This window comes from Rhodococcus sp. OAS809, assembly GCF_040546695.1.
Classification (GTDB): domain Bacteria; phylum Actinomycetota; class Actinomycetes; order Mycobacteriales; family Mycobacteriaceae; genus Rhodococcus_F; species Rhodococcus_F qingshengii.
The window spans coordinates 1,452,089-1,465,828 of the sequence record NZ_JBEPOI010000002.1 but is presented as its reverse complement, the minus strand read 5'-3'; the positions used below and the strand labels follow the sequence as shown (position 1 = coordinate 1,465,828).

Below are 13,740 nucleotides of genomic sequence, written 5' to 3'. Positions count from 1 at the left end.
TCGATGCGTTTCGCCGACCCGACCTGCAAGTTCGACGGGTCTCAGGAAAGCCTCAGGTCAATGTGCATGGAAGTCCGATTAGTCTGGATCACGATGACGGCGGGCATTGATTGACACCCGGCATCCGAGGGATGAATGTGCAGAATTTTCAGGGTCGTGTTCGGTCGAGGCAATGCCGCTAACCCGCTGCTAATTCGGACCATTGAGTCTGTTCGGAAACGGTGAAGGCTTTCGAACTTCTTTTGTTCATCAACGCTCTATCTGTGTATTGTGAAGGAGAATTGAATCGATCATTGAAAGAGGAGTGCAATGGCTGAGAAGCTGATTCGGCAACTCATCGACGACCTTGATGGTAAGCCGATTGACGATGGATTCGGTGATCGAATTGAGTTCTCTTACCAGGGAACGGATTACGTGATCGATCTGCGCGCCACCAATGCAGAGAAGTTCGACGCTGCGGTGAAGCCGTTCGTGGAGGCTGCTGCGAAGGTGAGCGGGAAGCGCGGCAAGAAGGCTCAGGCTGCATCTCCGCAGGCCACATCAGGTTCCGGACGCTCCAAGGAGACGCTCCAGGCCATCCGTGACTGGGCAGGTAAGAACGGTTACGAAGTTGCTCCGCGTGGGCGTATCAAAGCGGAAATCATCGACGCTTTCGACGCTGCACACTAGATCGAATTAAATACACCTCTGGCTCTCGGCGAACTCGCCGGGAGCCAGAGGTGTATTTTACTGTTGCTTTGCCGAGTTCTCGGACAGCTTTGTCCGACAGGTCGTCCGTGTGAAGCTGATCAGATAATTCGTCTAAACAGCACCGAATTTACCCAGCAGATTGGTCGGTTTCTTTCGCTCTGCACAAAGGTCGACAGAGCGCTATGTGGAGTCGCCGGCGAGGTATTTCGCCCTCGTGCTGCAATTGTCGTGTACATTAGTTAGGTAACACTAACTTTGGGAAGGATCTTTCTGTGGCCAAGCCGACAACTGCATTGACGGTTCTGCGGACCGAACAATTGACCCCCCATATGGTACGAGTGTTTCTCGGGGGACCAGGCTTCGAGTCGTTCACTCCCAGCGAATACAGCGATTCCTATGTAAAGATCGAATTCGGCACTCCTGATCAGCCGACACTGCGCACCTACACGATTCGTTCGTACGATCTTGATGCCAAAGAGATTGCAATCGATTTTGTCGTCCACGGCGACATGGGTGTCGCAGGTCCTTGGGCCGCGTCAGTTCAGCCGGGCGCTGAGATTACTCTGCGGGGACCCGGTGGCGCGTTTTTGCCGTCACCAACCGCTGATTGGTATCTCTTCGTCGGAGACGAGACCGCAATACCCGCTATTTCCGCGTCGATAGCGCGATTGGCGCCGAATGCGGTCGGCTACGCCGTCGTCGAGGTCGGGGGACCGGAAGACGAAATCGCGCTCGATGCCCCAGAAGGTATTGCCGTGACCTGGCTGCATCGCGGGGCATCGTCCGACGCGGTCGGCGAAGAATTGGCGGGCGACAACGCTCCGGTTGTCGCCGCGGTCAAGGCGCTCGAGTGGTTGCCGGGCGAACCGCACGTGTTCATTCACGGTGAAGCGCAAGCCGTCATGCACAACCTCCGGCCGTACATTCGCAAGGAACGAAATGTCCCGGCGTCGGCCGCTTCTATTTCCGGCTATTGGCGTCGTGGTCGCACCGAAGAGGGCTTCCGGGTCTGGAAGTCCGAACTCGCTGCGGCCGAAAACTAACTCGCGGCGGCCGTGCCGCGAGTCAGCAACACGAGCGCAACGGCCGCGAGAACTCCGAAGGTGGGAATTGCGATTGCCATCGGAACTGCCGTGTCTTCTCCCGCAATTCCCACCAACGGCGAAACCAGCGCCGCCAAGCCGAACTGGCCCGCTCCCATCAGCGCTGAACCGGTCCCGGCCGCGTTGGTGACCTCTCCTTGGGCGAGAGCGGTCGCATTGCCCATGATGAACCCGATGCTCGAAATTGCCACCAACAGTGGGACCAAGATCAACCAGGTATTCGTGGAACTGAAAACCACGCTGGTGCAGAACAATACGGCGCCGCCCATGAGGAGTAGGCACACGCCGAAACGCAGCAGCGTGCGTGCTCCGACGCGACCGAGCAGGCGAGTGGTGATCATCGCTGCCGTGACCATTCCGGTGGCGTTCACTGCGAACACGATCGAGAATTGTGACGGACTCAGTCCGAGAACGTTCTGAACGACGAACGGTGACGCGGAGATGTACGCGAACAAGGCGCCGAATCCGAAGACGAATGCGAGCGCATATCCGAGGTAGTGCCGATTGCGGACCACGTATCGCAGATTCGAGATCAGGGCCTTCAATCCGCCGCCGTGGCGTCGCTCGGGCGGAAGTGTCTCGGGAACGAGCAAAACGACACCAGCCACCATCACGGCGCCCGCGACAGCCAGGACCCAGAAGATTCCGCGCCATCCGACGGGGCCGAGAAGTGCGCCGCCGATCAGTGGCGCGACGACGGGAGCGATACCGCCGATGATCATCATGATGCTGAAGAGCTTCGCTGCGTCGTCGCCGCGCGCTCGGTCGGCAATACAAGCGCGGGCAAGAACGATGGCAGCGCCTCCACTCAAGCCCTGGACGAGTCGTGCACCGATGAGAAACTCGATGTTCGGCGCCACCGCGCATGCCGCGCCGCTCAGTGCCGTGATGATTGTCGCGGCCAGCAGTATTCGTCGCCTGCCAAGTCCGTCGGAGATCGGACCGATGATCAGCTGGCCGATTCCGAGGCCTGCCATGAAGGTGGTCAGCGTGAGCTGAACGCTGGCCGCAGTAGTGTCGAGTGCATCCGCCATCAACGGTAGGCCGGGCAGGTACATGTCGATGGACAGTGGAGCGATTGCGGAAATCAGTGCCAGTACGCACAACATCTTCAGAGGAATTGCTCGATTCACCGATCGACCCTATCGGCGAGGGAGCTTGCAGTTTCAATCGCGGCGAGCGAGCGTGTGTTCATGACTGACGCATTGCCGGCGAGCTTGAGCGTTCACCTCGATGCGTATGCCGAGCACCTCCGACTGAGCCGAGGCCGGTCGGAACACACGATCCGCGCCTACGTCGGTGACGCGCGGGCATTGCTGACCCATTTCTCCGCGGGTTCGGAGAATGCAGATCTCGACCGCCTCGACCTAAGTGTCATGCGTTCGTGGTTGGCCGCCCAGAATGCCGTAGGAACAGCCCGTACGACGGTAGCTCGACGGGCTTCTTCGGCGCGTGGGTTCACTGCGTGGCTCGCGCAGACCGGACGCATTTCCGTCGACCCGGGCACACGTCTGGCGGCTCCACCAGCTCGCCGGACGCTGCCGACGGTGCTGCGTCAGAGCCAGGCCCTCGACGCAATGGATGCGGCGGAAAGCGGTGCGCAGCAACAAGAGCCGCTCGCCCTGCGAGACCGACTCATCGTGGAATTGTTGTACTCCACCGGAATTCGCGTCGGCGAGTTGTGTGGACTGGACGTCGAGTCGGTCGATGCCGATCGACGATTGCTTCGTGTTCTCGGCAAGGGGAACAAGGAGCGGTCGGTGCCATACGGCCTGCCCGCAGAATCGGCACTGAACGGCTGGCTGGAGCACGGACGACCCGCGCTGTGTTCGGATCGGTCCGGGCGAGCGTTGCTCCTCGGAGTTCGAGGCGGCCGGCTCGATCAGCGTCAGGCGCGTTCGGTGGTCCACGAAACCATGGCTGCAATTCCAGGGGCTCCCGACATGGGTCCGCACGGGCTTCGGCACTCGGCTGCGACACATTTGCTGGAGGGTGGTGCGGACCTTCGTGTGGTCCAAGAACTCCTCGGTCATGCGAGTTTGGCGACCACTCAGCTGTACACGCACGTGTCGGTCGAACGGCTTCGATCCGTCCACGATCAGGCCCATCCGCGCGCCTGATTTGTGGAGCGACGCGAGTTCTCGGCTGGTATTTGGTAGCGTCGCAGCTCAGAAGAGTGAACAATCGGCAAAGTTCGATCGTCGTATCGAGACACTCGATTACATGCGATATCCGGGGGATTCGTGAACCGCCAAGATGTGAAGCACCTGCCGAACAGCGGCCAACCAGCCTGGCTGTCCGAATCGCCGCAACCGGCTCCCGAGCCGGCGCCGACGCCGGAGCCTGTGGCGCGACTGCAAGAGGTCTGGTCCACGCCACCGCCACCGTCGAGCCAACAGCAGGTGACAAACCAGGATCTGGTTGCCGAAGCTTTACTGAAACGCCCGAAACGGACACCGCGTGGCGGCTGGCGTAGGGGATTGCATCGTGCGACCGGAGGTGTGGTCAATCTGGGGGATTCGACCAACGAACAGCGCAACCGTGCACTGGCCGCCCGAATCGAGCAGCCGATCCGCAACGACTACCGAGTCGCTCTGCTCTCGCTCAAAGGGGGCGTGGGCAAGACGACGGTCACGGTCGGACTCGGTGCGACGTTTGCTTCGCTGCGTGGTGACTGCGTCGTGGCGGTTGACGCCAATCCCGATTTCGGGACTTTGGCACAACGTGTTCCGCTGCAGACCAATTCGACAGTGCGCGATCTGATTGCTGCTAGACCGGACATAAAGAGCTATTCGGACGTTCGAGTGCACACATCCCAGTCGTCGAGTCGTCTCGAGGTGCTGGCGAGTGAGCAGGATCCGGCGATTTCGGAGGCATTCAGCGAGGCCGACTATCGCCAGGTCATCGACATCTTGCAGGTCTACTACAACATCATCCTCACTGATTGCGGTACCGGGATCATGCACTCGGCGATGAACGGCGTTCTGGATCTTGCCAATTCGTTGGTTCTGGTCAGTTCGCCGGCAATCGACGGAGCGCGCAGTGCGGCGGCAACGCTCGATTGGCTTCAGTTGCACGGATACGGCCATCTGGTCGAGCGGACCGTCGTCGTCATCAGCGCCGCCAGACCAGGGTCGAGCGTCATCGACATGGACGCGTTGGTGGACTATTTCATGCGTCGATGCCGCGCCGTCGAGGTCATTCCTTTCGACGAGCATCTCGCGGAGGGGTCGGTGATGGACCTCGAATTGATGCGACCGGCCACCAGACGAGCGTTCATGGAACTGGCAGCGATGGTGGCCGACGACTTCGCGGACGCTGTGGGTCGGCACGCCGTCTCCGAGTGGCACTGATTCTGCGACCGATTTCTGCGACCGATCAGCCTCCTTTCAATGGCTTGAGCCTGAGCGGTTGCGACCGAACCAGTCCGAGTGGATCGAGATACTCGCGTCCTCTGCGCAAGCCCCAGTGCAAACATGCTTCGACAGCGCACCCTTCGTGCCCGGTTTCGAGGGTTCCGATCACTGACCTGGCTGCGACGCGTTCACCTGTGCGAACGACTGCGGTGACGGGTTCGTAGGTCGTGCGTAGGCCGCCGGAATGATCGATCGACACCGTCGGCTTTCCGGCGACCACTCCCGCGAACACCACGATGCCGTCGCCGGCCGCGAGGACGGATTGGCCGGCGCTGCCGCCGAGATCGACCCCGCGATGACCCGGCAGCCAGTTCTCGGCCGGTTTGTCGAAAGCGCGTTCCACGTGCGGCCGAGGAGCGAGCGGCCAGTCGAATCGCGTGTCTGCTGACGCCGTGCCTACGGCGACACAGCAGGAGATCACGGCAAAGACCACGCCTCGTCGAGCTCCGCGCAACATCGTCATTCCTTGATCTTGCGTGGAGTAGCGCACGCTTCAATGCAGATCAGACGGGTAATCCACAAGGTAGCCGCCGATCCACAACCGCCGGTTCGGTCTGTTGCTACCGGGGTGGTTATGGCATCGGGGGACGAGGACGTACACTTGTCGAGCGGTCTGTGCTCGCACAGTCCGACTTCGCGCGCCCGCGCACGTTTTCCGGCCTCGGCTGGTCCTGGTTCTCACGAAACAGGTCCGACGGCCGTGCGGGTGCCAGGGCAGGGATCACCCGATCGCCTGCATCAACCGGATTGAAAGTTTGAGGTACACAGCCATGGCTGTCGTAACCATGAAGCAGATGCTCGATAGTGGAACCCACTTCGGACATCAGACCCGTCGCTGGAACCCGAAGATGAAGCGATTCATCTTGACCGACCGCAACGGCATCTACATCATCGACCTCCAGCAGACGCTGACGTACATCGACAAGGCGTACGAGTTCGTCAAGGAGACCGTTGCCCACGGCGGCACCGTTCTCTTCGTCGGTACCAAGAAGCAGGCGCAGGAGTCCATCGCTTCCGAAGCGACTCGCGTCGGAATGCCCTACGTCAACCAGCGTTGGCTCGGCGGCATGCTCACCAACTTCACCACCGTTCACAAGCGTCTGCTTCGCCTCAAGGAGCTCGAGGCAATGGAGCAGACCGGTGGATTCGAAGGTCGCACCAAGAAGGAAATCCTCATGCTCACGCGTGAGATGACCAAGCTGGATCGCACCCTTGGTGGTATCCGCGACATGGCCAAGGTTCCTTCCGCGGTGTGGATCGTCGACACCAACAAGGAGCACCTGGCAGTTGCCGAGGCTCGCAAGCTGAACATCCCGGTCATCGCGATCCTGGACACCAACTGCGACCCCGACCTCGTCGACTACCCGATCCCGGGCAACGACGACGCCATCCGTTCCGCAGCACTGCTGACCAAGGTTGTCGCTTCCGCGGTTGCCGAAGGTGTGCAGGCACGTGCAGGACTGAGCGCCGACAAGGACGCGAAGCCCGAAGCCGGCGCAGGCGAGCCCCTCGCCGAGTGGGAGCAGGAACTGCTCTCGCAGGCAGCTCCGGCCGCAGAGGCTGAGGCAGCTCCGGCTGCAGAGGCTGAGGCAGCCCCCGCCGCAGAGGCACCGGCCACCGAGGCCTGATTCGTTGAAAACCGGCCCTGACCAAGAGTTCTTTTGGTCAGGGCCGTTTCACCGTTAGGCCCGAGCACCACCGTCAGGCCGTGCTTCACCGTTAGGCCGTGCTTCACCGTTAGTCCTAGGTCCGAAACAGACACATGAGGAGGCTCGCTAATCATGGCGAACTACACCGCCGCTGACGTCAAGCGGCTCCGTGAGCTCACCGGCTCCGGAATGATGGCATGTAAGAACGCACTCGCAGATGCAGACGGCGATTTCGACAAGGCCGTCGAGCAGCTGCGCATCAAGGGCGCGAAGGATGTCGGAAAGCGCGCAGAGCGCACCACCGCTGAGGGTCTCGTCGTCGCCAAGGACGGCGTCATGATCGAGATCAACTGCGAGACCGACTTCGTCGCCAAGAACGACGAGTTCATCAAGCTGGCCGACGAGATCGTGACCGTCGCTGCTGCTGGTAAGCCTGCTGACCTCGACGCTCTCAAGGCGCTCGAGCTCGACGGCAAGACCATCGACACCGTCATTGCGGAGCAGTCCGCGAAGATCGGTGAGAAGCTCGAACTGAGCCGCGTCGCTTCCTTCGACGGCCCCGTTGCCGTTTACCTGCACAAGCGCAGCTCCGACTTGCCGCCCGCTGTCGGCGTTCTCGTCGAGTACACCGGTGAAGGCGATGCTGCTGCTGAGGCCGCTCGCGGCGCTGCAATGCAGGTCGCAGCACTCAAGGCGAAGTACGTCACGCGTGACGAGGTTCCCGAGGAGATCGTCGCTTCCGAGCGTCACATCGCCGAAGAGACCGCCCGCGCAGAAGGCAAGCCCGAGCAGGCACTGCCGAAGATCATCGAAGGCCGCGTCAACGGTTACTTCAAGGACGTCGTTCTGACCGAGCAGTCTTCGGTCACGGACTCCAAGAAGACCGTCAAGGCGATCCTCGACGAGGCAGGCGTGACCATCAAGCGCTTCGTGCGTTTCGAGGTCGGCGCCTCCGCTTAATTCGGAGCCCGCACACATGGACCCCGCCTGAAGAGCATTTGCTCTACCGGCGGGGTCTACGTGTACCTGGGGCCTCCGATGAGGCAGGATGAGAGTGCCTCGGGACGAGTCCCGGGGGCTTTCCTATGCCGCGGTGTCCGATTCGGCGGCAGAAGAAGAATGAAGGACCTACAAGGTCTTGTATCGAACTGAGGAGAACAATGTCCGAACCAGCCAACGAACGTCCAGGATTCAAGCGGGTCCTGCTCAAACTCGGCGGCGAAATGTTCGGAGGCGGCAAAGTCGGTCTCGATCCCGACGTGGTCACCAAGGTGGCTGAGCAGATCGCAGAGGTCGTTCGATCGGGCGTACAGGTTGCAGTGGTCATCGGCGGCGGAAACTTCTTCCGCGGGGCGGAACTGCAGCAGCGTGGCCTCGATCGCGCGCGCTCCGACTACATGGGCATGCTAGGCACCGTCATGAACTGCCTCGCTCTGCAGGATTTCCTGGAGAAGGCGGGCGTCGATTCTCGCGTGCAGACGGCCATCACCATGGGCCAGGTCGCCGAGCCGTACCTCCCCCTTCGCGCACGCAGGCACCTCGAGAAGGGGCGCGTAGTCATCTTCGGTGCCGGGATGGGTATGCCCTACTTCTCGACTGACACCACTGCTGCGCAGCGCGCGCTGGAGATCGGTGCCGAGGTAGTGCTGATGGCCAAGGCTGTCGACGGCGTCTACTCGGCCGACCCGCGTCTCGATCCGGACGCGACGATGTACGAACAGATCACGCACCGTGAGGTCATCGAACGTGAGCTCAAGGTCGCGGACGCGACGGCATTCAGCCTGTGCATGGACAACTCGATGCCGATGATGGTGTTCAACCTCCTCACCGAAGGAAACATCGCTCGCGCGGTGTCCGGTGAGAAGATCGGCACCCTGATCAAGTCGTGAGTGACACCCAAAAAATGATGCAGAACAACATGGAGGAACAGCCGTGATCGATGAAGCGCTCTTCGAGGCAGAAGAGAAGATGGAAAAGGCTGTCACGGTAGCCAAGGACGATCTCGGCTCGGTTCGCACCGGACGCGCGAACCCCGGTATGTTCTCGCGCATCGTGATCGACTACTACGGTTCGATCACGCCGATCACGCAGCTCGCGAGCATCAACGTCCCCGAGGCCCGCATGGTCATCGTCAAGCCGTACGAGGCTTCGCAGCTCAACGCGATCGAGACGGCGATCCGCAACTCGGATCTCGGGGTGAACCCGTCCAACGACGGCAGCATCATCCGCATTTCGGTTCCGCAGCTCACGGAAGAGCGTCGACGTGAACTGGTGAAGCAGGCCAAGTCCAAGGGCGAGGATTCCAAGGTCACGCTGCGCAACATCCGCCGCAAGGCGATGGACGAACTCGGCCGGATCCAGAAGGACGGTGAAGCCGGCGAGGACGAGGTCGGTCGCGCAGAGAAAGAACTCGACAAGACCACGGCGAAGTACGTGCACACGGTCGAGGAACTCGTCAAGCACAAGGAAGCAGAGTTGATGGAGGTATAGCCTCCTCATTTGCAGTGTTTGTCGTCGGGAGTAGATCAGGGAGTTTGGGTGCACGCACAAGAGGGAACCGCCGGTGGTCCCGTCACGGACGGGCCTACGGGCGGCGCTGAGGGCGCGCAACCGCCGAAGTCGAAGGCGGGCAGGAACCTACCTGCCGCCATCGGCGTCGGAGCTGGCCTCGGCGCCTTGGTCATCGGCACTTTGATCTTCCTGCCCCCCGGATGGATCGCCGTCGTTGCGATCGCGATGTTCATCGCGACGTGGGAGGTCACCACGCGGCTTCGTGAAGCCGACATCGAGGTGCCGCGAATTCCGCTTCTCGTCGGCGGGCAAGCCACGATCTGGCTCGGCTGGCCGTGGGGACCGGTCGGGGTGCTCAGCGGATTCACCGCGACCGTCCTGGTATGCATGGTGTGGCGGTTGTTCGACCACGGCCTCAAGGCGACCCCGAAGAACTTCCTGAGAGACACCTCCATCACGGTGTTCGTTCTGGCGTGGATCCCGCTGTTGGCGTCATTCGGTGCGTTGATGGTGCTCGAAGACGACGGCGCCGGTCGCGTCTTCGTCCTGATGATCGGTGTCGTGTGCTCCGACATCGGCGGCTACGCGGCTGGAGTGCTGTTCGGGAAGCATCCGATGGTGCCCGCTGTGAGCCCGAAGAAGTCCTGGGAGGGATTCGTCGGCTCCCTCATTTTCTGCGTCATCGGCAGTTTGCTTTCGGTGACGTTGATACTCGACGCGAATTCGATGATCGGCGTCCTGCTCGGTGTCGTCCTGGTGGTAGTCGCGACGGTCGGCGACCTGATCGAATCGCAGATCAAGCGTGAACTCGGCATCAAGGACATGGGAACCTTGCTTCCCGGCCACGGCGGAATCATGGACCGCCTGGATTCACTCCTGCCGTCGGCATTTGTCACCTGGCTGATTCTGTACGCACTCGTCTGATTTCTCGTGCGTGATTTCTTCTCCGGCCGATCCAAGCCCATTCCCAGTCCGAACATCTGGCATTGGCCGGACGTGTACGAAATCGAGAACCGCGCGCAGGACGTCGACGGTTCCCTCTGGGCGGCGATGCGAGCCCGGGTCGACTGGACTGGACGCGATGTCGTCGATGTCGGCTGTGGGGCGGGGTTCCATCTACCGGAGTTCGCTCGTACCGCCCGTCGTGTTGTCGGAGTGGAGCCGCACGCACCGCTGGTGAAGGCCGCGCGGGAACGAACCCGCGATTCGGCGTCGATCGACGTAGTCCAGGGTTCAGCAGAGTCCACGGGTCTGGTGGATGCTTCAGTCGATCTCGTCCATGCCCGTACGGCGTACTTCTTCGGAAAAGGCTGCGGCCCCGGAATTCGTGAAGCAATGCGCATCCTGAGGCCCGGGGGAGCCCTGCTGATCGTGGATCTCGATGTGAGCGCCGGCCCGTACGGGGAGTGGATGAGGGCGGATCTGCCCAAATACGATCCCGCGGCGGTCGAAGCGTTCTTCGAGGCTCAAGGATTCTCGCTCACGCGCGTCGACACCCGGTGGGAGTTCGAGAATCGAGACGATATGCGGCGGGTGCTCGGAATCGAATTCACCGAGAAGACTGCCGAGCGTGCGTTCTCGCAAGTAACAGGGCTTGCCTTCTCGGTGCGATACCGGATCCATGTTCGATCCAAACCACGATCGCTCGAACTTGCGTGAGGGCGGGCCCAAAAGACGAACGTCAGGCGCTCCGACTTGAGCGCCTGACGTTTTCTGCACCGATTCAGTAGTAAAAAAATCAGTGATCGGTGGGGATGTGGAACAGGGTGGCCAGCTTGTGAATCTTCTTGGCCTTGGCAAGCTTGGGCAGGTCGCTGCCGTCGCGCACGCGTGAGCCGTCTTCGCCGAGATCGTCGATGACATTCTGAGCCCAGATCGCGTCGGCCACGGAGGGACTCAGTCCCGCGTTGACGGGGGCAGTCTGCGCGGTGGTCATGCAGAGTTTGCCGGCCATGCCGAGTGACAAGGTGATCGCACAGTCTCGGGCGAGCAGATCCAGATCGGGGCCGAGCGTGGGACCGTCGATCGGCGGAGCGATGCGTGCCGCGCGGCTGGCGATGGTGAGCCGCGAACGCGGGTACGACATCGACGTGGGGGAGTCGTCCATCCCAGTGTCGCGCCGGAAGTCGCCGCTGCCGAATGCGAGACGGAAGATGCCGTCAGTGCGTGCGATCTCGGGCGCAGCCTCGAGTCCCACCGCGGATTCGACGAGAGCAAGAATCTTGGTGCCGTCGGGAAGTCGCTCGGCCGTGGCGTCGGCCTGCTGACCGCTTTCGGTCTTTGCGAGCATGACACCCTCGAGTCCGGGGAGGCCCGCGAGTACGGCCAGATCCTCTTCCCAGAACGGTGTCGTGGCGTCGTTGATCCGAACCCAGGCGTGATTGTGTTCGCTCAGGAATGCGGCGACATCGCGGCGGGCAGCTGGTTTGTTGGGTGCGGTGACGGCATCCTCGAGGTCGAGAATGACGGCGTCGGCCGCACTCGCGAGTGCGGCGTCGAAGGTGTCCGGTTTGGACGCGGGGACGAGGAGCCAGGATCTTGCCTGCTGCGGGGCAATTCGCGAGGTCACAGGTCTCTCCATGTGAGTAGTCACATCAGGGCCTTTCCGGTGATTTCCACGACATCAATGATGCCTGCTGGCCCATCGATCGACCCAATTGCGTAACTAGATTTCAGTCACATCTGCCGCTTCGCTGCGCGCCGGATCTGAATGATGCGAACGCCGCCTGCCAACGCCATGATCAATGCGCCCGCGATGGCGGAAAGCAGGATCGTGATTCCGAGCGGAAAGTCGATCTGCCAGGCGAGGATCTTGACGGAGACGCTCTCGAGGTTCTGCAGGATGAACACCAGCAGTAAGATCAACACGATTGCACCTATGACCAGGCCAACCCAGGTCGTCGCAGCCCTGGTTCGGTCGGTGACCGACGTTCCGGTCGGCACCGGTTCAGGCGTCGGTGTCGGTTCCGGATCGTGTTTTTCCACTGCCTTGTTCTCGTCCACCTTCGGAAGTTCCGGATCGGGGCCGAAACCGTCGGCTGGGCCGTACACGGGGGAATTCGACGGATCCTCTGGTGTGGTTGACATGACATGATCATCACTCAACCTGCGCGAAGTTGCACGGGTAATCCGGCCACAATCGGGTGGCAGTGGGGTAGCACCCCAAAACAATGGGACAATGGTGTAACTATGGCTGCCTCTCTTCCCCTCGTTTTCACTGCACCCAAGCGCGGAATGCCTCCACGGCACCTCGCCGATCTCGATTCCGCCGAGCGCAAAGAAGCGGTGAAAGAGCTCGGCCTTCCGGCTTTCCGGGCCGATCAGCTGGCGCGTCAGTACTACGCGCGGCTGGAAGCCGATCCGGAGAAGATGACCGATCTCCCCGCATCGGTGCGCGAGAAGGTTGGGGAGTCGCTGTTCCCGACCTTGTTGACCCCGATCAAGCACCTCGCGTGCGATTCGGGCGACACTCGCAAGACCCTGTGGAAGGCACATGACGGAACGCTGCTCGAAAGCGTCTTGATGCGCTATCCCGACCGGGCAACACTTTGCATCTCGAGTCAGGCAGGCTGCGGAATGGCCTGCCCGTTCTGTGCGACGGGTCAGGGCGGCCTCGACCGCAACCTCTCGACCGCCGAGATCGTCGATCAGGTTCGCGAGGCAGCGGCTGCCATGCGCGACGGTGAAGTTGCCGGCGGCCCCGGACGCCTCTCGAACGTCGTGTTCATGGGTATGGGCGAGCCTTTGGCGAACTACAAGCGCGTGGTGGCAGCGGTACGACGGATCACCTCGCCTGCACCCGACGGCCTCGGCCTGTCTCAGCGGTCCGTCACGGTCTCGACCGTCGGCCTAGCTCCCGCTATCCGCAAGCTCGCTGACGAAGGCCTGAGCGTCACGCTGGCGGTATCGCTGCACACACCGGACGACGAACTGCGCGACACTCTTGTCCCGGTCAACAATCGCTGGTCAGTGTCGGAGGTACTTCAGGCTGCACGGTACTACGCAGACAAGACCGGTCGCCGTGTGTCCATCGAGTACGCGATGATCAAGAACGTCAACGATCAGCCGTGGCGCGCGGACATGCTGGGCAAGAAGCTGAGGAAAGCACTCGGCGGGTTGGTGCACGTCAACCTGATTCCGCTCAACCCGACTCCGGGCAGCGAGTGGGACGCGAGCCCCAAGGACGTCGAGCGTGAGTTCGTGCGTCGGGTCATCGCCCAGGGCGTCTCGTGCACGGTGCGCGATACGCGCGGTCAGGAAATCGCCGCAGCCTGTGGCCAGCTGGCAGCCGAGAACTGAAACGTTCCAGGCCTGAAACACGTAAAGAGAAGGCCTCCACGAACTTTCGTTCGTGGAGGCCTTCTCTTTGTC

Annotated in this window: 15 protein-coding genes; 11 read left to right on the top strand and 4 right to left on the bottom strand. The window is 61.6% G+C overall.

Annotated elements, in window-relative coordinates; translation table 11 throughout:
- Positions 1 to 309: 309 nt before the first annotated feature.
- Complete coding sequence (locus tag ABIE52_RS09730; RefSeq protein WP_003942721.1) at positions 310 to 669, top strand: histone-like nucleoid-structuring protein Lsr2; 360 nt, start codon at positions 310 to 312, stop codon at positions 667 to 669.
- Positions 670 to 962: 293 nt separating this feature from the next.
- Positions 963 to 1,733: a siderophore-interacting protein gene (locus ABIE52_RS09725; protein ID WP_030535667.1), complete on the top strand. Its 771-nt coding sequence runs from the start codon at positions 963 to 965 to the stop codon at positions 1,731 to 1,733.
- Here ABIE52_RS09725 and ABIE52_RS09720 read toward each other — a convergent pair.
- Positions 1,730 to 2,902, bottom strand: coding sequence for a multidrug effflux MFS transporter (locus ABIE52_RS09720; RefSeq protein ID WP_165638371.1), 1,173 nt, complete (start codon positions 2,900 to 2,902; stop codon positions 1,730 to 1,732). The two genes, ABIE52_RS09725 and ABIE52_RS09720, sit on opposite strands and share 4 nt — an antisense overlap.
- 84 nt (positions 2,903 to 2,986) lie before the next feature.
- Here ABIE52_RS09720 and ABIE52_RS09715 point away from each other — a divergent pair, with 84 nt between their 5' ends.
- Positions 2,987 to 3,913, top strand: coding sequence for a tyrosine recombinase XerC (locus tag ABIE52_RS09715; RefSeq protein WP_003942767.1), 927 nt, complete (start codon positions 2,987 to 2,989; stop codon positions 3,911 to 3,913).
- Positions 3,914 to 4,036: 123 nt separating this feature from the next.
- Positions 4,037 to 5,146: a MinD/ParA family ATP-binding protein gene (locus tag ABIE52_RS09710; protein WP_003942711.1), complete on the top strand. Its 1,110-nt coding sequence runs from the start codon at positions 4,037 to 4,039 to the stop codon at positions 5,144 to 5,146.
- Between the two features lie 25 nt (positions 5,147 to 5,171).
- Here the strand turns inward: ABIE52_RS09710 and ABIE52_RS09705 are convergent, their stop codons facing one another.
- Positions 5,172 to 5,666, bottom strand: coding sequence for a M23 family metallopeptidase (locus ABIE52_RS09705; protein WP_231915103.1), 495 nt, complete (start codon positions 5,664 to 5,666; stop codon positions 5,172 to 5,174).
- 313 nt (positions 5,667 to 5,979) lie between these two features.
- Here ABIE52_RS09705 and rpsB point away from each other — a divergent pair, with 313 nt between their 5' ends.
- From rpsB to ABIE52_RS09675, 6 genes are all read left to right on the top strand, one after another.
- Entirely contained in the window at positions 5,980 to 6,837 is an 858-nt protein-coding gene (rpsB, locus tag ABIE52_RS09700) for a 30S ribosomal protein S2 (RefSeq protein ID WP_003942709.1), read from the top strand.
- A gap of 153 nt (positions 6,838 to 6,990) precedes the next feature.
- Positions 6,991 to 7,818: a translation elongation factor Ts gene (gene tsf, locus ABIE52_RS09695; RefSeq protein ID WP_007734877.1), complete on the top strand. Its 828-nt coding sequence runs from the start codon at positions 6,991 to 6,993 to the stop codon at positions 7,816 to 7,818.
- 200 nt (positions 7,819 to 8,018) lie between these two features.
- Positions 8,019 to 8,747 carry a UMP kinase gene (pyrH, locus tag ABIE52_RS09690; RefSeq protein WP_003942722.1) on the top strand — a complete coding sequence of 243 codons (729 nt, stop codon included), beginning with the start codon at positions 8,019 to 8,021 and terminating at the stop codon, positions 8,745 to 8,747.
- 43 nt (positions 8,748 to 8,790) lie between these two features.
- A complete protein-coding gene (gene frr, locus ABIE52_RS09685; protein WP_003942777.1) occupies positions 8,791 to 9,348 on the top strand; it encodes a ribosome recycling factor in 558 nt (185 codons plus the stop codon).
- A 48-nt stretch (positions 9,349 to 9,396) separates the two neighbouring features.
- Complete coding sequence (locus ABIE52_RS09680; RefSeq protein ID WP_030535662.1) at positions 9,397 to 10,293, top strand: phosphatidate cytidylyltransferase; 897 nt, start codon at positions 9,397 to 9,399, stop codon at positions 10,291 to 10,293.
- 6 nt (positions 10,294 to 10,299) lie between these two features.
- A complete protein-coding gene (locus ABIE52_RS09675; RefSeq protein ID WP_030535661.1) occupies positions 10,300 to 11,028 on the top strand; it encodes a class I SAM-dependent methyltransferase in 729 nt (242 codons plus the stop codon).
- A gap of 79 nt (positions 11,029 to 11,107) precedes the next feature.
- Here the strand turns inward: ABIE52_RS09675 and ABIE52_RS09670 are convergent, their stop codons facing one another.
- Both ABIE52_RS09670 and ABIE52_RS09665 read right to left on the bottom strand, forming a co-directional pair.
- Entirely contained in the window at positions 11,108 to 11,950 is an 843-nt protein-coding gene (locus ABIE52_RS09670) for an HpcH/HpaI aldolase/citrate lyase family protein (protein WP_030535660.1), read from the bottom strand.
- 95 nt (positions 11,951 to 12,045) lie between these two features.
- Entirely contained in the window at positions 12,046 to 12,456 is a 411-nt protein-coding gene (locus ABIE52_RS09665; RefSeq protein ID WP_073512295.1) for a LapA family protein, read from the bottom strand.
- A gap of 102 nt (positions 12,457 to 12,558) precedes the next feature.
- On the opposite strand from ABIE52_RS09665, the gene rlmN reads away from it, so the two are divergent.
- Complete coding sequence (gene rlmN / locus ABIE52_RS09660; RefSeq protein ID WP_007734883.1) at positions 12,559 to 13,668, top strand: dual-specificity RNA methyltransferase RlmN; 1,110 nt, start codon at positions 12,559 to 12,561, stop codon at positions 13,666 to 13,668.
- Positions 13,669 to 13,740: the final 72 nt, after the last annotated feature.